Raw genomic sequence first — 19,619 nt, forward strand, 5'->3', positions numbered from 1 at the left:
GTCCTTTCTTACTTAATATTCAACAAAGCAAGAGCTGTATCGACATGCAGTTTAACTGCATAGATCAAAGCTTTGGGATTAACGACTAAATCAGAATGATGCAGATTTGAAGAACCCTGGCTCCCGATAAAAGCGTAACAGCCCGGTACCCGTTCTTCATAAGTGGCAAAATCGTCGTCAGCACACGAAGGCTGCGCCGTCACCACTTTCATGAATTTTTCAGCCACGCGGTTTACCGTCGCTGTTATCTCTAGGTCATTATTAACCGGAGAAGGTCCCTTATCCCAGTCAATTGCTGTCTGCTGTCCATAAGCTGTCCCAACGTTGGTAACTATCTGAGTAAATCTTTCTTTGATATAATTACGTTCTTCTTCAGAGAAGGTTCTAATCGTGCCTTTAAAAATCACTTCATCAGGAATAACATTATTTACTTTTCCGCCGCTGATACTGCCGATCGTCACAATCGCTGAATCAAAAGGAGAAGTATTTCGGCTGATAATCGACTGCAATGTTGTAATTATTGTTGCGGCAGTTACAATAGGGTCCTTTCCTGTATGCGGCATAGCAGCATGAGCACTAATTCCATGGACAGCTACTTGGAAATTATCATTAGAGGCCATCAGCGCCCCGCTTTTTAAGGCCACCATCCCACACGGAATAGTTGGCATATTATGCATGCCGAAGATAGCTGAGACCCCTGTAAGTGCTCCGGCAGCGATCATCAATTTCGCACCAGTGTGATTTTCTTCTCCTGGTTCAAAAATCAGCCTAATGCTGCCTTCTAATTGATCTTTCTTTTTATTAAGAATTTCAGCCGCCACCAATAAAGCAGCTGTGTGAAAATCATGTCCGCACGCATGTGAGATTCCATCATTGAGCGAACAATATTTTAAGCCGGTCTTTTCAAGAACTGGAAGTGCATCAATATCGGCTCTTAAGGCAATTGTTCGTTTGCTTTGCACCTCACCGGTTATTTCAGCAATCACACCCGTTTTTATTCCAGTATTCAAAACTTTGATACCGGCAGCACTTAATTTATCCTTAACAAAAGCAGTTGTCCATTCCTCTTTATTTGATACCTCGGGATGGCGGTGAAGTTCCGTAAAGATATTAATTATTTTTTTTGATAATTCAGTATCAGTGTGCGTGACATCCACTGTATCATTCATTACAAACGCCTCCTACTTTTAAAGTCAACAACCTACAGCTTAATCATTAGCATGGCGTTCAAGAAACTTCACTGCTATTTCGGTATAAATCTTAATGAATTGCTTATAAGCTTTTACGTTAACAAATTCATTTTCTTTATGCGATTCTGAAATGTTGCCCGGACCGAAGACAATCATTTCCATGTCTGGATTATTCTTGGTAAGGAAAGAGGCGTCTGTACCACCTGACATGCCGGCAAAAGTGAGCTGCTGTTCAAGCAAGGACGCTGCAATTTCCTTTGCCAGGTTAGCTAAAGTAAGCTCTTCTTTTGAGTATACAGGATCAACTTTTTCTAACACTTTGAACTCTAGGTCAGCGCCTTGTTCATTCAGTTCTTTAATCAATCCCTTGATATCTTTTTCAAGGCTGTCACCGTCTTTTTCAGGCAAGGTTCTGATGTTTACCGCTATCTCAGCTTTATCAGGAACAGTATTGACTTGTTCACCGCCACCTAATAAGGTCATTACCGGGGTCACTGCTCCCAACAAATCATTTTCAGCTGTCAGCGTCGAAAAATACTCAGTTTGAGCTTGAACAAACTTAAAGAGATCCTCTATCGCATTATGTCCCAACTCCGGCATTGAACTATGGGCAGATTTACCGTGTGCAACAACTTTGTACTGCAGTACCCCTTTATGCCCTATAACAACGAAATACTGTTCCCCAAGCTGATTTGCACTGATCATATCAGCTATCTGCTGTTGGCTCAGGTTACGGCTCATATAAAAATTACTTTTTTTGAGCAACTCTGTCTGAGTTCCAGTAGGTTCACCCACAACCAATGCATCAACGTCGGCAGCCAGCTGCTGCTGCATGATCTGCTCAGCACCTAATTCACCAACTTCTTCACCGACGGTAGCAAACAGTCTAACAGTCCCTTTAAGTTCACTTTCTTTTTTCTTGAGTGCTAATAAAGCCAGTACTTCTGCAGCCAAACCAGATTTCATATCAGATGCACCGCGCCCATAAATTACATCACCATCGCGTTTTGCTTCCAGCGGAGATTGTTCCCAAGCTTTAAGATTCCCAAAAGCAACCGTATCTTCGTGTCCATCAAAAGCTAGTACCGGTTTTTCACCCGTGCCCACTTCAGCTACTAAAGTCTCGCGCTTGTCAGCGTATTTCAATCTTTTAGTTTTAATATTGTTATCTTGAAATATTTTCTCTAAATAATCAGCAATTTCTTTTTCATTTCCGTTGACCGTATTAATATTAATCAAATCTGATAACAATTTTTCACTATCAATTTCTACCATGTCAGCTTTCCTACCTTCTAATGAATAATGCTAGTATCTGCTTTCAACAACATTATCTGGATTTACTCAGTCTGCTATAAATAATTACAGCCAATTGACTGTAAAAGTTAGTCTAATTGGCTGATTGTGTAATCCACTTTTACTTCTTATTCTAAATGCAGCTGCTATATTGAGAATCAACTAAGAATCCCAAATCCTGAACCACAAAATAAAATTAAAGCTATCTAGGATTTTGTTAATTCATTATTCAATTGCTGTTTATAACCCTCGACCTCTTGTTTGCTGCAGTAAACATAATGTTTATCGCCTATTTCAAACAAACCGCATTCGTCACTATCTTTATATTGGTGCTGGTCAGGATTATAAATAATTCTTTTGCGATTTTTTTCAGTAATCGGATTTGCTACCGGCACTGCTGAAAGCAGAGATTTAGTATAAGGATGCAGCGGATGACGATACAAAGTCTCGGAGTCTCCTAATTCCAAAATCTTTCCCCGGTTCATAACAGCTATCCGATCACTAATATATTTAACCATTGAGAGATCATGTGCGATAAAGATGTACGTTAAGCCAACTTCTCTTTTCAACTTTCTCATCAAATTAACAATTTGCGCTTGAATTGAAACATCCAAAGCTGAAATTGCTTCATCAGCAATAATAATTTTGGGCTTAAGAGCAATTGCTCTAGCAATATCAATTCGCTGACATTGCCCCCCAGAAAATTCTGTTGGATAACGTTCTGCAAAGTTGGCACTTAATCCTACTTCTTCCAGCAATTCTCCGACTCTTTTATCACGTTCTTTTTTTGAGGAAACCATGTGGTGAAGCTCAAGCGGTCCACCAATAATCTCCTTAATAGTCAAGCGCGGATTTAAAGAAGCGAAAGGATCTTGAAAAATCATCTGAATGTTTTTTCTAAATTGCAGTGTCTCTTTGCGGCCCTTAATTTCATGGATATTCTTACCTAAAAATTCAATCGATCCTCCAGTAATATCCTCCAATTTCATAATCAGCTTCCCAGTGGTTGTTTTACCGCTGCCTGATTCACCAGCAATTCCAAAAGTCTCACCTTGAAAAACATCAAATGACACATCATCAACAGCTCTAACTTCTGAGGGTTTGCCGGCATTATAGAATTTTTGTAAATTCTTAACTTGAATAATCGGGGTTCCCACACTCATGCCTCCTTCAACTAATGAGCAAATTCTAAATTTTTAACCTTCTTTTTGCTTATTCTCGATATGATCTTCAAAGTACTTCCAACGGTCAAGAATTTCTTTTGGAGGTTCTACTTTGGGAGCTTTTTCATCGAGTAACCAAGTAGCAGCATAGTGTGTATCCGAGACTTTAAACATTGGCGGCTCTTCTTCAAGATCAATATTTAAAGCATATTTATTTCTGAAGGCAAACGGATCGCCCTTTGGAACATGAAGCAGGTTCGGCGGCATTCCAGGAATTGTGTAAAGGTCCTGGTCCTTGATATTTACATCAGGAACCGCCATTAACAACCCCCACGTATACGGATGCTTAGGATTGAAAAAGATTTCATTTGCAGTTCCAAACTCGACAATCTTTCCAGCATACATAACTGCTATCCTATCAGCAATATTTGCAACCACGCCCATATCATGAGTAATAAAAATCGTTGACATGTTGAATTCCTTGTTGAGTTCTTTAAGCAATTCTATAATCTGGGCTTGAATCGTTACATCCAGAGCTGTTGTCGGTTCATCTGCAATCATAATATGCGGATGGCAGGCAACAGCCAAAGCGATCATAACCCGCTGTCTCATCCCCCCGGAAAACTGGTGCGGATATTGGCTGTAACGCTCTTCAGCCTTAACAATTCCCACTCTTTCCATAAGTTTAATTGCTTTTTCTTTTGCTTTTTCTTTGCTTAAATGCTGATGTTCAATTATCGGTTCTGCAATTTGAAACCCAACTGGTAATATTGGATTCAAAGATGTCATAGGGTCTTGAAAAATCATCGCAATTTCACTACCCCGGATTTTGTTCATTTTTGAATCGCTTTTTTTAAGCAGATTCTCCCCCTTATACGTAATACTATCTCCGCTAATTGCGGCATTGGGGGGCAGTACTTTAGTTATCGCTTTAGTAGAAACACTCTTGCCAGAACCGGATTCACCCACCAGCGCCAATGTTTCGCCTTCATAAAGATCATAACTGATTCCTCTAACAGCATTGACAGTGCCAGATAAAGTCTTAAATTTTACATGAAGATTGTTAAGCGACAGAACTACTTTAGAAACCATAATAAACACTCTCCATTATTTTCTACATTGAAGATTTTAATAAACACTGTTTTTATTTCTTGGTCCAGTCTTGCATGTCATACAAACTGCCTACCCAGAAAGAATTGTTCCCGCCTTGCAAGTTCTTGTTTTGAATGACAAATGGGTAATCAGAATATAATCCAACGGTAAATGCTTGATCCCTCATATACTTCTGAATATCGTCATACGTCTGTTTTCTCTTAGCTGTACTTGTTTCTGACAAACCATCACTGAACATTTGTGTAAGTTTTGCATCGTTGACCTTACCAAAGTTCATTGATCCAGCCTTGGTATACAAATATGTTTGATCAGGATCGGAGTTCAAGGAAAGTCCTAACAAACCTAATTCGTAGTCGCCGCTCTTCATCTTAGCCAAAGCCGTTGGGAAGTCGTATGAAACTTGTTTAACCTTAAAGCCAGCTTTTTCCAAGTTTTGCTGAATCAAACTAGCAGATTGCTGACGGGCAATATTTCCTGTTGGAACAATCAATTGAATTGTGTGACCATCGTAACCTGATTTTTTCAATAATGCTTTAGCTTTTGCCACATTGTAAGGCAAAGCTTTTAAATTGCTGTCGTAGTATTTTGTTGCTTTTGTATATGATGTCGGCAAAACATCAGCTTCACCTCTGAAAAGCTTCTTAACAATTGCCTGGCGGTCAATCGCATAGGTCATTGCCAAACGCATATTTTTATTAGTAAACTTATCGTTATTAATATACATATACTGGGTTTGTAAGTATGGAGCACCCTTTACTGTCAGACTTTTATCTGTCTTAAGTGATCTTTCAACATCTGCAACTGGAATTGTACTAATACCGCCACCGGCTGTCATATCAATGCTGCCTGACTTTAATTGAGTAACTAAGGTGTTAGATGTTAAGATTTTAATATAAACATTGTTAATTTTAGCTTTACCTTTATAGTAAGTTGGATTTGCTTTTAACCTTACATAAGAGTTCTGGTTATATTTAACAAACTTGTAAGCACTGCCTGAAACTGTTGGATGTGAGGTAAATTTAGAATTTGCCAGATCCTTTGGACTATATTGTTCAGCTACATGCTTTGGTACAATGACAAGGTCAAAACCAATCATTTCCTTAACATAGTTCGGATCTATCGGTGCTTTAGTAGTTAAAGTCAAGGTTTTACTATTAACGACTTTAACCCCGCTGATCGGTGTTGAACTGCTGCTTGTCTTACCACTGTCATCGACCCCTTCAAGCCGTGCAATATTAGCACCATAAGAAGTTTCAACGTCCGGGTTTCCGATCAGGTTCAATGTGTAAGCAACATCATCAGCAGTGATTGCCTTACCATCTGACCACTTGGCATTTCGTAACGTAATCGTATAATGCTGGTTATCAGTAGTAGTAAATGATTTTGCTAAATTCCCCTGAAAATGAAGAGACTTGGGCTGATCAAGCAAAGAAGGATACAGCATACGTAAAATCCACTGACCAGCTACATCAGTTTCATTAATGGGGTTAAAACCAGCAGGTGCATTTGTAGTACCAACATATAAAGTGTTTTTACTTGTCTTAGAACTGCTTGCTCCACTGCTGCTGCCGCCACAGGAAGTTAGTACTAATGCCAAACACATTATAAGTAGTGAAAAGCTCGCTTTTACAATTCTGTTTTTTTTCATAGTTCTCACCTTTTCTCCCTTATTTTCCTTCAACTGCTCTACGTAATCCGTCCCCAACAAAGTTAATTGATAAAACAGCCAGCAAAATCATAATGCCAGGCGGAAGCCACTGCCAGTACTCATTTGCAAGTACATTTATAGATTGGGCATCCGACATTAAATTCCCCCAGCTCGGTGTGGGTGGTTGAACGCCAGCTCCTAAAAAACTTAAAGATGCTTCAGTTATTATTGATGTAGCAATTCCGAATGTCATATTTACTAAAATAATTCCCAATGTGTTCGGAAAAATATGTTTAAAAACAATTTGAAAAGTATTGTATCCTGAAGCAACTGCGGCTTGAACATAATCAACTTTGCGTAATTTCATAACTTCGCCACGAACCAAACGGCAAAGAACCGGCCAATTTAAAAACCCAATTGCAAATGTGACTGTCCAAAGACCGGGTCCGATCAAACTGACCACTACTAAAATAACGATAAAGTATGGAAAAGACATGAAAACATCTGTAATTCTCATGATGACGCTGTCCCAAAAGCCGCCTAAGAATCCGCTCAGCAGGCCTAACGTTGTTCCAATAGCTGCATAAATCAAAACTGATAAAATACCAACTGTTAAAGAGGCCTGCGAGCCATAAATCAACCGGCTTAAAACATCACGTCCAACATCATCAGTTCCTAATAAGAACTTTCCTGATGGTGCTGCTTCAAAGTAACCAACTGATTTTGAAGGACTATACGGGGCTATGATCGGTGCTAAAACTGCAGCTAAAACAATTAGAAGAAAAATTATTAAGCTCACTGTTGCGACCTTATCTTTGAAGAAACGTTTCAAAACAGTTTTTACATAACTGTCATTGTTTTGATCTGTCCCTTGTACTTGACTAAGCTGTTCTAATTCTTCCAGCTTATTTTTAGAAACAAAGTTGAACTTTTTACTAATAAGTTCCATTAAAAACAGCTCCTTTACGTCAATAACGAATTCTTGGATCAACTGCGGCATATAAAACATCAGCTATTAAGTTGCAAATTAAAACTCCAACTGCTGCAATCAAGTTTATTGCCATTAACATAGGATAATCCCGTGATCCAATTGAAGAAATCGTCAACTGACCAAGCCCTGGCCAAGAAAAAATCTGTTCTGTTACTACTGCACCGCCTAACATTTTTGGAATATCTGAACTGATAACTGTAATAATCGGAATTAAAGCATTTCTAAAACCGTGTCGCCATAAAACAACTTTTCTAGACAACCCCTTTGAAACAGCAGTCCTCATATAGTTTTCTGAAAAAATATCAATCATGCTTGAACGCACATAACGCAGCATATTTGAGCAATAGAATAATGACAAAACGATAGTCGGCATTATAATATGGCTGACACGATCCAAAAGGCCTGATGATTGTCCCAGTGAGCTCATCCCACCAGTCGGCAACCAGTGCAGCTCAACTGCAAAAATATAAACCATTCCTAAGCCAAAGAAGAAGCCTGGAATTGAAACTCCGAGAAAAGATACGCCCGTAATAGTATTATCTAACCAGCCACCCTGATGACGAGCGCAAATTATTCCCAACGGAATGGCTACTGCATAGGAAAGAATCAACGTACATATAAGCAATTCCACCGTCGCAGCTAGTTTTTCAGGTATAACTTCAGCAACTGGCGTCCGAGAAGCAAATGAGAAACCCAAGTCACCTTGAGCAGTTTTTCCTAACCATTTTACATACTGGACATAAACTGGTTTATCCAGCCCTAAATTCTTTTTCATTTCCTGTTTTTGAACCTGAGTAGCGTTTTGTGATAAGTATAGGTCTGAAGGATCACCGGGCGCCAAGTTCACCATTCCAAAACAAAATACTGTAACCATCAAAAGCACAGGAATTGCAATTAAAATTCGCTTTATTAAATACTTTCCCATTAGCTTTTTTCCTTTCGTCTACAACTAAATACATAAAATAGATATACATCAAGCTGATTATTAATTCATTTGACCTTTGAAGCTGCCTTTATCTGCCCCTTTCTTTATGCCACTATTTTTTAATAATTATTATTAAAATTTAATAATTACTAATTTCTGGTAATTATAGAATTGTCGATTTTTAAAGTCAATACAATCATGCAACTTAATTAACGAATTTATTTAAATTACAAAAAAGCCATCTTTTTTTAATTTAATTAAATAAAAATGGCATTAAATCGATTTAAATAAACTTAAAATTATAATATTCATTTTGATATTTATTTATTTTTACTGAATATTTTGTTTTCCCAGTACAATTTAACCGAGAAAATTAAGGTTTTTACGCTTCTTTAAAGCGCTTAATTTCATAAGCTTTTCAAAACCGTAATATGCTTCTTAATTGTATGCAATATTTATCCACGCATAATAGTGTCTTTTTCTATAATATAATCGTTAATGATGAGATAATTGATGGCGTGGTTGAATAGAAAGAAAGATGCTGCTTTAAACGATAATTCAGCCTATTCTATATGGATATTTGAGGTGGTGACAGTCTATTAATCTGCAGCTCTGCTCAAATTCTAGTCAGACATAAAGAATTTTAGTGAGCTATATTTACTAACTGTGATGCAGATAACAGAAATTTGTATAGGCATTTGTTAAAAGATACAAAACGTGTTCTTAACAAAAATACATCTGAAAAAGCGAGGCTATTGCGATGAAAAAGGTAAAAATTGCGATAATCGGTACAGGCAGAATTGGAAAAATGCATATTGAGAATATTGCTAACTTAAGAGAATATTTTGAGCTGGTCGCCATTGCAGACTCACATAACAGCGAGCTGGAAAAACTCGCAGAAAAATATCAAATTCCAGTATTCACAAAAAATTATCAGGATATTCTTAATAATAAAGATATAGAAGCGGTTTTGATCGCCTCTTCAACTGATACACATGCAAAAATTATAATAGACGCCGCCAAAAGCGGTAAAGATATTCTGTGTGAAAAGCCAATCGATACTAAGATAGAGCGTATTAAAGAAGTACTTGCTGCAGTAAAAGAAAATGACGTCATTCTCCAAATCGGGTTCAACAGACGTTTTGACCATAATTTCCACAAAATTCACGAATATGTTGCTGCCGGATCTTTAGGAGACCCTCAGATCATAAAGATATCTTCCCGAGACCCTGAACCGCCGTCACTTGATTACGTTAAAGTTTCCGGCGGCCTTTTCAGCGACATGATGATCCATGATTTTGATATGGCGAGGTATCTCAGCCACAGCGAAGTTACAGAGGTTTTTGCCAATGGAGCAGTTTTAGTCGATCCTAACATTGGGAATGTTGGCGACATTGATACTGCAATTGTAACCTTAAAGTTTGCTAACGGAGCTCTCGGTGTTATCGATAACAGCCGCCAAGCTGTCTATGGTTACGATCAAAGAGCTGGTGTCTTTGGTTCTAAAGGACAGGCTTTTTCTCAAAATGACCACTTAAGCAGCGTTGAGCTTGATGATGCTGCCGGCGGACATCTAGATAAAATTCCAACTTTTTTTATTGAACGTTATACTCAAGCCTATGTTGATGAACTCAAATCTTTTCACACAGCGATTACTGAACACACCGAGCCTGCAGTGACAGGTTTTGATGGACTGCAAGCTGTTAAAATTGCTCAAGCTTGCCTGAAATCATTGAAAACACATCAGCCCGTAGTAATTAAATAAAAACATATTTGAAGAAGTCTAGCAGAAATAGCAGTATACGTATACGGTGCTGCTGGCTTTTTTAGCTATACAAAAAAGCTGGATCAAAACATAACTTTTGAACCAGCTTTTTTCGTACTTTTCTGCAGTTTCTATACTAACGTGTTTCAATAGTCAGTCTTTTCCAAAAAGTGCCGCTTATTTGAATAAAAGTTTAATTTTTGGGTTGCTCACGCAAGCCTTCTGTGTTTTTAAAGACTGCCAAAAAATTAATCAAAACAAGAACAGCGGTCGATAAAAAAACTTCATGATAACCGCCGATTCGCGCTACGCTTGAACCAATCTGCGGTCCGACAACATTTCCAACAGCTTGGAAACTTTGATTCCAACTGAAAACCTCACCCATCATTCTATGCGGTGAATTTTTAGAAAGAAGTGTCTGCACACTTGGGATCAAGGCAGCATCGGAAATGCCGACTAAAAAGCGCAATATCCCCAATTCCCAAACATTTTGTACAAAAGCCATGGGTATAAAAACCAGCATTGAAAAAACTAATCCGCTTAGTAAAATCCAGTGAGTTCCCCAATGGTCTCCTAAACGGCCAAAAAACGGCGCCGCAAATAAGGTAGCAATTCCGCTGATTGCTTCGATTATTCCGGCTACTAATGCTACATGACCGCTTCCGCCTAATAATTGGCGCACATAGAGGCTTAAAATTGGTTCAATTGAATTATTAGATGCTTGAATAATCATTGTTGTTAAAAACATCCCTAAAACAATTCTTCGCCGCGGCAGGGCTTTAAAAAAATTTGTAGTTGGTCTACCTTCCTCTTGATTTATTGGGGTAAAACGTTCATGTACAAAAAAAACTACCAACAAAAAAGCAACAAATAAACACAGACCAGTCATTAAAAATGTATACCGATAACCGATTAAATCGGCAATTGTTCCACCAATCAAAGGGCCGATCAAGGTGCCCGAAACACTTCCAGTCGCTAATGTTCCTAAAGATTGTCCGCTTTTATTTCTTGGAACTTGAATTGCAACCAAAGTATTAGCCGTACTGATAAAACCATTAAATACTCCTAAAAGCAGCCGTAACCCGATCAATTCATAAACGTTGCCTGCTAATGCTGTTGCCATCATTACAAGAGACATCCCTAAGGAAGCGCGAATCAGCATCGGTTTACGTCCATATTTATCAGAAAGGCGGCCCCAAAAGGGGGAAATAAGTGCTTTCGTTATAAAAGGTGCAGAAAAAGCCCAACCACTCCAAAAAGCGTTCTCTGCACTAGAAAAATGGCCTAATTGACCAATGAATAACGCGATAAACGGTGCGACACAACTGGACCCAATCCCTGCCATAAAGGTACCAAACCAAAGTACACGCAGGTTTTGCTGCCATTCTGAATGCGGGGTTTTATCTTTCAAAAAACTAAATACGCTCATTTAGGATCACCTTTTCAAAAATTTTTTTCACCAACAATAATGAAAAACAGAGCAGTTTCAGCTCTCTAAGTTTCTTTTTTAGAAATAATTTTATTTTACGCCTATTAAGCTGAAAAGTTATTTAAACAGCCTGTAATATGTTTCTAACTGCTACTCTTTTTAAGAGTCCAAAAGAAGTGCGAATTAATTAATTTGCAGTTTTCTTTAAAATGTGACAAAGCTATGTACGATAAAACAGCTTATAGATTCCTTCCAATTTGTTTTTAATTTATAATATCATCCACTATTATCTGGAAATATAGCTTGGGGTTAAGACCTAATGATAAAAATATCGGGATGACTCTTTATTACATCATGTGTTATAATTTGTAAATTGTCCTTTAAAGTAGACCCTATCCTTTCTAGTTTGGTATTCAAGTATTACAAGTCGGGTACCAATTATGTATTTTTGAGGATAAATTAACAATAGTTTTAGGAGGAAACATGAAGAATATCTTTAAAAAAGAATCAGTTAGTACTTATTTGAAAGCTGATGCCCGCTTAACTAAAAGCTTGCGTGCACGCGATCTTTTGGCATTGGGAATTGGAGCGGTGATCGGAACTGGGATTTTTATTCTGCCAGGCCACGAAGCCGCACTCCATGCCGGCCCAGCAGTCACAATAGCTTTCTTATTAGCTGCAATAGTTTCAGGAATTGTCGGAATGGCATACGCAGAATTCTCTTCAGCTATGCCGGTAGCCGGTTCTGCCTATTCTTTCGGTTCAGTAGTATATGGAGAAATTATCGGCTGGATTCTAGGCTGGGCTTTAATTCTGGAATACTTCCTAGCTGTGTCTGCTGAAGCAACAGGATTTGCCGCCTATTTCAATAATAATATTCTAGAATCTTTCGGCTTGGTACTTCCCAAGACTCTCCAAGCTGGGCCTTTAGAAGGCGGCATTATTAATTTTTCAGCCGTAGTCATTGTTTTGATAATTGCATTTATCATTTCTAATGGTGCCAGCCTTTCAAAAAAAGTAGAGAACGTTGCAGTTATTATCAAAGTAGCTATTATTATTGCTTTTATTTTAGTAGGAGCTTTTTACATCAAAACCAGCAACTATGTGCCTTTCTATCCGAAACAATTTCAGACACACCCTCTCGGCCTAGGTGGAATCTCAACAGCTGCGGCTACAGTCTTTTTTGCTTTTATCGGTTTTGATGCTCTGGCGGCAAATTCTGCTGAAACCATTAAACCTGAGAAAAACGTTGTTAAAGGAATTCTGGGTACAGTCATCGTCTCTGTCATTTTATATGTTTCATTTTCATTTGTCCTAACTGGAATCGTTCATTATTCTGAACTGAACGTCGACGATCCTGCAGCTTATGCACTGCAAGTTATCCATTTAAATACTTGGAACAAATTGATTACGATCGGAGCATTGATTGGAATTTTTACCTCAATGATCACAATGTTCTTCGGTGGCTCACGCCTAGTCTACGCTTTGGGACGTGACGGCCTATTGCCTGCTAAAATGGGCGCTGTCAGTATTAAACATGTTGTGCCTAAAAATGCTATCATTGTCGCAACAATCGTACAGGCATTCTTTGCAGGTTTAGTACCCTTAACAGAACTTGCTTCGTTGATTAATGCCGGTACTTTGCTTGCTTTTGCGTTCATTTCCTTTGGGATCATTCCATTGCGCAAACGTCAGGATATTCAAAATAAGGGGTTCAAAATGCCGCTTTATCCCTTCTTACCTTGCTTGGCCGGCATCGCAAGCATTTATTTTATAATTATGCTGCCCAATATCACTAAAATATCAGTTGGACTTTGGTTAGTATTAGGTCTTATTGTTTATTTCGGATATGGTCTGCAGCACTCGAAACTCCAAAATCAAAATAACTAGTGCAGCTATCATATTTCAAATAATATTAAAAAAGCTGGATCAAAACTTATGTTTTGTCCCAGCTTTTTTGTACTCTCTTGCAGTTTCCATATTAACGTGTTTCAATAGTCAGTCTTTTCTGCTTAATAAATTTTATTGATCTATTTATATACAACCTGAAAAACTTCGCAAAGACAAAGAGTATCCTCTTTAAAAGACTTTTTGGCTTTCTCAAACTCCTGTCCAAAGAAATCTTCATGTGCCTTACGCCAGAATTGATAGCTTCGATCTCCCTCGCCTTCATGATAAGCATGTTCTTGCGAAATCAAGTTAAACGGAATAGCTTCAACAATTTTTGTTTGTGTAATACATACTGGATTTTCTTTACCATCTAAGATTATATTATATTCTCCTACAAAAGGTTTTTCTTCATCAGGTTCATACAATGCCAAAGCAGATGTAGTTGCTGTCTTAATTTCTTTCACTACCAAAGCAGCAAGCTCATCTTGCATTTTAGCGGGCCACCCAAACGCATAAGCAGAATAATGTGTTGCTGAAATTCCATTTGAATCTTTGAAGTGTTTCCAATAATTTTCTATCTTCTTCATTGCAATTCCTCACTAAGTAAATTTTTTATAGTTGATATTTTGTTTTAAAATGATAAACTCATTTTCAACGGGGCTTACATAATCTTAACAAATAGGAGTGATCCAACATTGAAAAAAGTAGTCAAGTTCGGTGGCAGTTCGCTTGCTGATGCACAGCAGTTTAAAAAAGTGATTAATATCATAAAAAGCGATCCCAGCCGTCAATTCATCGTTACATCTGCGCCAGGGAAAAGGTATCCGGGGGATATAAAAGTTACTGATCTTCTTATCACCTATGCGAACGCTGTGATTACTCACAAACCAACCGAAAATATTATTGACCAAATTTTCAAGCGTTATTCCCAAATCGGAAATGAATTTAACGTTGACGAAGCCATCTTACTAGACATCAAACAAAAACTGCTTAAACTTCAAGAAACTAATTTCCCAGACAATAAATATTTAATGGCAGCTTTTAAAGCCCACGGCGAAAGATTGAACGCTGAGTTATTTGCTGCTTGTCTAAACAAAATGAAAATTGCGGCAAGGTTCGTTGATCCGAGCGAAGCCGGGATTCTTTTAACCGATGACCCTGATAGCGCAACTGTTTTAGAGAAAACCTATGAAAACCTTAAAAAACTTCAGTTCGGCAATGAAAAGTTGGTATTTCCCGGATTCTTTGGTTTCACAGAAGAAGGCCTCCTTGTTACTTTTTCTCGTGGCGGTTCTGATATTACCGGTTCGATTCTGGCACGCGGTTTAAAAGCTGATCTGTATGAAAATTTCACCGACGTGGACGTAATCTATGCAGCTAATCCTCAGGTAGTAGATCGCCCTGCCCCTATCGAAAAACTAACTTATCGGGAAATGAGGGAACTCTCATACGCTGGTTTTACCGTTTTTAACGATGAAGCTATTATTCCAGCGATTCAAGGAAAAATTCCAATTAACGTTAAGAATACTAACCATCCGGAAGCAAAGGGAACTTTAATTGTTTCAGAAAAAGGATTCACTCCCAAACATAAAGTGACAGGAATCGCGAGTTCTAAAAGATTTGCTGCTTTATATCTTCACCGTTATCTGCTCAACAAAGAAGTTGGCTTTACCCTGAAGATTCTGCAGATCCTTTACAAATACGGAATCTCTTATGAACATATGCCTTCTGGAATCGATGACCTGACGATCATCTTTGACAAAAAACAGCTGACTGACGAGTTAACTAAAAAGGTTTGCGCTGATATCAAAGCTGCAGTTCATCCAGATGCCCTTGAGTGGATCGACGACTACGCAATTATTATGGTCGTGGGTGAAGGGATGCGTACTAAGGTCGGTGTAATTGAAAACATAATTGAGCCCCTGGCAAAGAATAAAATTGCTATCCATATGATAAACCAAGGAGCTTCCAGAATTTCAATCATGATCGGCACTAGAGCTGCTGATGCCGATAATGCAGTGGTCAACATCTACAACAACTTCTTCAAAAGTGAAGCACATAGCAAAATTTAATCAAAAAGCAGGGACTGAGTCAAAGGTTATAATTTGACTCAGCCCTTTTGTGTTATGCAAACTAATGTGTTGTTTCAATAATCAGGTCTTGCCTAAAAGCTACAAAACTCTAAAAAATAGCAGTTAACGATTGTCAAAGCCCTATAATACTATAATACCCTCTATTAAACAAACTTCTATAGTATCAAGTGTTCAGTCAAGAGTGTGTCTAAATCGCCCTCTAAATCGTCATCCAGTCCAGCCGAAGGAGAAAACGTTAATTCACCAAAAACCGGTTTGTTATTGACAATATAAAAGTCGCTTCTAACAAATTTAAAATTCTCTGATAATATTTGTGCGGCTCTCAGCAGCTCTGCTAAACATGCCGGCTTCGGTAAACTGAAATCTTCAGCTGCTTTCTTTCCATCAATGTTTAATCTTAAGAAATTCCAGTCCGTGTCATAGTAGTAAAATCTAGCATGCCCGCTCTGTCTTTCCAAACAAACCATTATAAAGGAAGGAACTCCATTAAAACAATAAACTTTATAGTCATACAGATCTGTTTGGCTGTCATCATTTAAATACTTTTCTGCAATTATTTTAGGCTTGATTTTACTATAATGCAGTTCTGCAGTGTTTAGAAAAAATTTTCTGTTCCCCAATTTATTCAATTTTCTTTTTTCTTTTTCGATTTCGGCTTCTGTCTTTTTCTTGCACAGAATCGTGCTACCATAATCATTATTCCATTTAATTGCATATTCATCCGGTAATTTTTCAAAATCAATTTCTTCTGGACTGTCACAGACTTGATAAACTTCATTTAGAATATTATCTAGCCCTTTTTTCCTTACGTAGTCTCTAACTTTTACTTTGTCAGTACAATCAATCACCAGCTGATTATTAGGATAGTCGTATAACTTTAACCAGCATATTTTTTCATTAAACGTTTTTGGATTTTTTAAGTCTATTCTGTTTTTTAAAATATGTTTGAACGAAAATTTAACGTTCCAGCTTGGATTAAGAATTGTCAAAAATCTTAAACCGTTTTGATAGAGATCCTGTTTTAACATAGGCTTTACATCTCCTTTAAAACTTATTTTTCAAAAATTTTTTTTAAAATACTAATTAAAGGGTTTACATTTAGAAACGATGTCAATGTACCGTAGACCAATATCCCAACAAATACTTGTATAAACGTAGTTACTATTGTCGGCTGCAGGTTGTAAGTCAAAACATAGATTACTATACTCATGATTACTCCTGAGAAGCAGTAACCCACTATTTGTTTCTTATAAAACGTGAAAGATGTTTCTCTAAACAAATATCGCAAGCGTAAACAAGTGACTGCAATTTCAGACAAAAGCGATGCAACAACAGCTCCCCAGATTTTAAAAAAAGGTATCAGCAATAAATTAGCTGTCACACCGATCCCTGCTCCAACATAAACAGAAAAATTAAATTTTGCTATTTCATTTTTAGGCATTAAGTATTGCCGCATAACCGAAGTTCCAAGCGGTATTATGATCACGAGCGGGGCTAGTACGGGTACTGTGTACGCTAAATATGAAAAGGACTTTCCAAAAAACCAAGGAATCAGCTTGTTGTTTATCGCTATTAACCCAAACATTGCTGGAATAGATAAAAATAATTGCACGTGAAATGTGCGTTCAATTACGTTGATCATTCTAGCAACATTCTTTGATTCAAATAAATAAGTTAACCGCGGCATCAAAACTGTATCTAAAGTCGTAATAATTATTACCAGCATAGTTAAGAGCTGCATACTGTTACTGTATAATCCAACTACACTAACGCTGACTATTAATCCAAGAAAAGTTTTGCTTAAAGTCGTGTACAAAGAAATTGCGAGGTTACCGTAAAAGTAGTTAACAGCTGGTTTGAAATGCGAAAAAATTTGTTCTAAGGTAACTTTAACCAGCGTAGTCTTTCCCTTCAAAAAGAAACACATTACAATGTTGGAGATAACCAAACTAACCGATTGAATTAAGAGATATTTTACCAAATCATCAGCAGAATTTACAAAAAAAACTATCAAAAAAAATGAAATACACTTAATAACAAGATTACTTAAAGTAACTACTTTAAAATCTTCAATTCCGGCAAAAAACCAGGAAATATCAAACATGCAAGCCACAATCGCTAACCCGGAAATTAAAAAGTAGCTTTGATATCTATTAACCATTAGTACAAATAAAATAAATATTACTATTACAGAGAATGAAACTGCAATATTAAAATGCAGCAGCTCAGAAAATCTTTGGGCAAGTAAGCTTTTGTCTTCTCGTACAGAAGCAATCTCTCTAATACCATAGTTAGCCAAGCCTAATCCAGCTACTAAGGTAAAGTAAACTATTATTGAATTTACGTAATTATAGATTCCAATTCCTTTCACTCCTAAAGAATTGGAAACTATAGGAATAGTTATAAGAGGCAATATTACCAGCAATAACTGATAAGTCGCCTGGTACAAAAAGTTTTTAAAAACTTTTTTCAAAAGAACACCACCCTGAAGAGACCAGCCCTTTTCCTTCTTTAGTTTTCATAATTCAAAGATCAATGATTTACCCATACTTACACGATAAGGATCTGCATATTTGAATTAAACTACGTGCGTAATCTTCTTGTTATAAGTCCCGCTCTAGCCTCCATAGATAACCTTAATTTAATGTATAAAACCAAATAACTGTATTTTTTTTTGTACAATAACGACCAGCTGACACTTTTTTTAAATCTTTCATCCTCTAAAAGCAAAAATAATTCAGTATTGCGCAATTTATTTAATTCTCTTCTCTTATCTTTCAGTGGAAAATTGCTGATTGCTATTTGCCTTGCTGCATCCAAGAAGACATTATGATAGAGTAAAGAAATAAACTGAAAATCATTTTGTTTAAAAAGTGTAAGAAGCCCCCGCAACAAAGTGATCTCCTCGCATTTTAATTGAAAGCGGCTTTTCATGTACTTATTTGTCGAGGATCCTTGACGATCTTGAATATAATAGTACAGACATTTGTCAGAGAGAAAAAGCCTCTCAACATTTTCATAAACAGCAAGATTAAACCTAACATCCTGTCCCATTGGAGCATCTCCAAAAAACAGGTTATTTTTAGTTAAAAATTTTCTGCTGTACACTTTATTCCATACGGTATATAGCATTTCCGTTTTGAAGAGCGCAACAAAGCTGTCGCGAAAAGCCGTTTTATTTAAAAAACCTGTAGTGTCAAAAAACTTCTTTTGTTTTTTTCCTGTAAGGCTATCAATATCCCAATAACTAAAAATAACTAAGTTAACTTTTTTTTCTACCAAGTTCAAGATTTCTGCAACTGCATCTGCAGCAAGGTAGTCATCTGGATCCGCAAAGTAAATGTAGTCCCCCCTTGCATTTTTAATTCCAGTATTTCTAGCTGCACCTGTACCGGAATTTTTTTGATGGATTGTTTTTACATTTTGATATTTTTTGCTATAATCATCACACATCTGACAGCTGTTGTCCTTAGAACCATCATCTACTAAAATTAACTCCAGATCGTGTCTGCCATCGATCTGTTCCATAATTGAGGCAACACACCTGTCGAGATACTTCTGTACATTATAAACAGGTAAAACGATTGATAATTTCACTTTTATCATTATCCCCCTTTTACTAATTGCACATGAAAATGAGTTTCTGCCAGTTAGTTCAACACACACTACCGTTACGTCATTAAGATCCAACTTTTAAAGGCGTTTTTGTTTATAATGATAAACATTTAAGCTTGACTATGCTTTTATTCTACCAATATTTCTATAAAAATCCACTAATGTACCCATTTTTGTTTAGATAACTAATAAATACGCTCAAAAAAAGATCCAGCCCAGAGAATTTAAATTTAACCAATTCTTTGAACCAGATCCAATTATTATTTGACTTGATAAAAACTTTATTTAGATGTGTCTAGATATCATTTTTGTATTTTTATAAACTATAAATTGACACTGTACCATAAACCATGTAGTTCAACAACATTTCTTACAGCATGATAGATCAAGAAACTTCTAGGATTTTCAATCATATTCGGTACTAAAGCAGTTGCTGCTGATTATAGTTATTGCTATCTGCAATAATTTTTTTATACAATGATCATATCAACGTTGACATAAAGC

At 37.0% G+C, this 19,619-nt stretch carries 15 protein-coding genes; 3 read left to right on the forward strand and 12 right to left on the reverse strand.

What is annotated here, in order from left to right; all coding sequences use genetic code 11:
- Window positions 1-8 precede the first annotated feature (8 nt).
- The 7 genes from FD46_RS07360 to FD46_RS07390 form a co-directional block, all read right to left on the reverse strand.
- Window positions 9-1,169: an amidohydrolase gene (locus FD46_RS07360; RefSeq protein ID WP_057896510.1), complete on the reverse strand. Its 1,161-nt coding sequence runs from the start codon at window positions 1,167-1,169 to the stop codon at window positions 9-11.
- A gap of 39 nt (window positions 1,170-1,208) precedes the next feature.
- A complete protein-coding gene (locus FD46_RS07365; protein WP_057896511.1) occupies window positions 1,209-2,465 on the reverse strand; it encodes a M20/M25/M40 family metallo-hydrolase in 1,257 nt (418 codons plus the stop codon).
- 224 nt (window positions 2,466-2,689) lie between these two features.
- Window positions 2,690-3,646, reverse strand: a complete 957-nt coding sequence (locus tag FD46_RS07370; RefSeq protein WP_057896512.1) for an ABC transporter ATP-binding protein — start codon at window positions 3,644-3,646, stop codon at window positions 2,690-2,692.
- Between the two features lie 33 nt (window positions 3,647-3,679).
- Window positions 3,680-4,738 (reverse strand): ABC transporter ATP-binding protein, encoded by a 1,059-nt coding sequence (locus tag FD46_RS07375; protein ID WP_057896513.1) that lies wholly within the window; start codon window positions 4,736-4,738, stop codon window positions 3,680-3,682.
- A 52-nt stretch (window positions 4,739-4,790) separates the two neighbouring features.
- Window positions 4,791-6,407 carry an ABC transporter substrate-binding protein gene (locus FD46_RS07380; protein WP_057896865.1) on the reverse strand — a complete coding sequence of 539 codons (1,617 nt, stop codon included), beginning with the start codon at window positions 6,405-6,407 and terminating at the stop codon, window positions 4,791-4,793.
- A 19-nt stretch (window positions 6,408-6,426) separates the two neighbouring features.
- Window positions 6,427-7,356: an ABC transporter permease gene (locus tag FD46_RS07385; protein WP_057896514.1), complete on the reverse strand. Its 930-nt coding sequence runs from the start codon at window positions 7,354-7,356 to the stop codon at window positions 6,427-6,429.
- Window positions 7,357-7,375: 19 nt separating this feature from the next.
- Window positions 7,376-8,323: an ABC transporter permease gene (locus tag FD46_RS07390; RefSeq protein WP_057896515.1), complete on the reverse strand. Its 948-nt coding sequence runs from the start codon at window positions 8,321-8,323 to the stop codon at window positions 7,376-7,378.
- Window positions 8,324-9,083: 760 nt separating this feature from the next.
- Here FD46_RS07390 and iolG point away from each other — a divergent pair.
- Window positions 9,084-10,088, forward strand: coding sequence for an inositol 2-dehydrogenase (gene iolG, locus FD46_RS07395; protein ID WP_057896516.1), 1,005 nt, complete (start codon window positions 9,084-9,086; stop codon window positions 10,086-10,088).
- Window positions 10,089-10,281: 193 nt separating this feature from the next.
- Here iolG and FD46_RS07400 read toward each other — a convergent pair whose 3' ends face one another.
- Window positions 10,282-11,517, reverse strand: a complete 1,236-nt coding sequence (locus FD46_RS07400) for a multidrug efflux MFS transporter (protein ID WP_057896517.1) — start codon at window positions 11,515-11,517, stop codon at window positions 10,282-10,284.
- Window positions 11,518-12,000: 483 nt separating this feature from the next.
- Here FD46_RS07400 and FD46_RS07405 point away from each other — a divergent pair, with 483 nt between their 5' ends.
- Complete coding sequence (locus FD46_RS07405) at window positions 12,001-13,407, forward strand: APC family permease (RefSeq protein ID WP_057896518.1); 1,407 nt, start codon at window positions 12,001-12,003, stop codon at window positions 13,405-13,407.
- A gap of 140 nt (window positions 13,408-13,547) precedes the next feature.
- On the opposite strand, the gene FD46_RS07410 is transcribed toward FD46_RS07405, so the two are convergent.
- Window positions 13,548-13,994: an ASCH domain-containing protein gene (locus FD46_RS07410; RefSeq protein ID WP_057896519.1), complete on the reverse strand. Its 447-nt coding sequence runs from the start codon at window positions 13,992-13,994 to the stop codon at window positions 13,548-13,550.
- Between the two features lie 108 nt (window positions 13,995-14,102).
- Between FD46_RS07410 and FD46_RS07415 the strand changes: the two genes are divergently transcribed.
- Window positions 14,103-15,479: an aspartate kinase gene (locus FD46_RS07415; protein WP_057896520.1), complete on the forward strand. Its 1,377-nt coding sequence runs from the start codon at window positions 14,103-14,105 to the stop codon at window positions 15,477-15,479.
- 176 nt (window positions 15,480-15,655) lie between these two features.
- Here the strand turns inward: FD46_RS07415 and FD46_RS07420 are convergent, their stop codons facing one another.
- The 3 genes from FD46_RS07420 to FD46_RS07430 all read right to left on the reverse strand — a co-directional run bounded on the left by FD46_RS07420 (window position 15,656) and on the right by FD46_RS07430 (window position 19,097).
- Window positions 15,656-16,528 (reverse strand): ATP-grasp fold amidoligase family protein, encoded by an 873-nt coding sequence (locus FD46_RS07420; RefSeq protein WP_057896521.1) that lies wholly within the window; start codon window positions 16,526-16,528, stop codon window positions 15,656-15,658.
- Between the two features lie 23 nt (window positions 16,529-16,551).
- A complete protein-coding gene (locus tag FD46_RS07425; RefSeq protein ID WP_057896522.1) occupies window positions 16,552-17,973 on the reverse strand; it encodes an oligosaccharide flippase family protein in 1,422 nt (473 codons plus the stop codon).
- Window positions 17,974-18,083: 110 nt separating this feature from the next.
- Window positions 18,084-19,097, reverse strand: a complete 1,014-nt coding sequence (locus tag FD46_RS07430) for a glycosyltransferase family 2 protein (RefSeq protein WP_057896523.1) — start codon at window positions 19,095-19,097, stop codon at window positions 18,084-18,086.
- Between the last annotated feature and the right edge of the window lie 522 nt (window positions 19,098-19,619).

This window comes from Liquorilactobacillus oeni DSM 19972, assembly GCF_001436275.1.
Classification (GTDB): domain Bacteria; phylum Bacillota; class Bacilli; order Lactobacillales; family Lactobacillaceae; genus Liquorilactobacillus; species Liquorilactobacillus oeni.

Excerpts from the sequence above, each read along its gene's own strand:
- FD46_RS07360 (WP_057896510.1), bottom strand. The coding sequence starts at position 1,169 with ATGAATGATACAGTGGATGTCACGCACACTGATACTGAATTATCAAAA.
- FD46_RS07365 (WP_057896511.1), bottom strand. The coding sequence starts at position 2,465 with ATGGTAGAAATTGATAGTGAAAAATTGTTATCAGATTTGATTAATATT.
- FD46_RS07370 (WP_057896512.1), bottom strand. The coding sequence starts at position 3,646 with ATGAGTGTGGGAACCCCGATTATTCAAGTTAAGAATTTACAAAAATTC.
- FD46_RS07375 (WP_057896513.1), bottom strand. The coding sequence starts at position 4,738 with ATGGTTTCTAAAGTAGTTCTGTCGCTTAACAATCTTCATGTAAAATTT.
- FD46_RS07380 (WP_057896865.1), bottom strand. The coding sequence starts at position 6,407 with ATGAAAAAAAACAGAATTGTAAAAGCGAGCTTTTCACTACTTATAATG.
- FD46_RS07385 (WP_057896514.1), bottom strand. The coding sequence starts at position 7,356 with ATGGAACTTATTAGTAAAAAGTTCAACTTTGTTTCTAAAAATAAGCTG.
- FD46_RS07390 (WP_057896515.1), bottom strand. The coding sequence starts at position 8,323 with ATGGGAAAGTATTTAATAAAGCGAATTTTAATTGCAATTCCTGTGCTT.
- iolG (WP_057896516.1), top strand. The coding sequence starts at position 9,084 with ATGAAAAAGGTAAAAATTGCGATAATCGGTACAGGCAGAATTGGAAAA.
- FD46_RS07400 (WP_057896517.1), bottom strand. The coding sequence starts at position 11,517 with ATGAGCGTATTTAGTTTTTTGAAAGATAAAACCCCGCATTCAGAATGG.
- FD46_RS07405 (WP_057896518.1), top strand. The coding sequence starts at position 12,001 with ATGAAGAATATCTTTAAAAAAGAATCAGTTAGTACTTATTTGAAAGCT.
- FD46_RS07410 (WP_057896519.1), bottom strand. The coding sequence starts at position 13,994 with ATGAAGAAGATAGAAAATTATTGGAAACACTTCAAAGATTCAAATGGA.
- FD46_RS07420 (WP_057896521.1), bottom strand. The coding sequence starts at position 16,528 with ATGTTAAAACAGGATCTCTATCAAAACGGTTTAAGATTTTTGACAATT.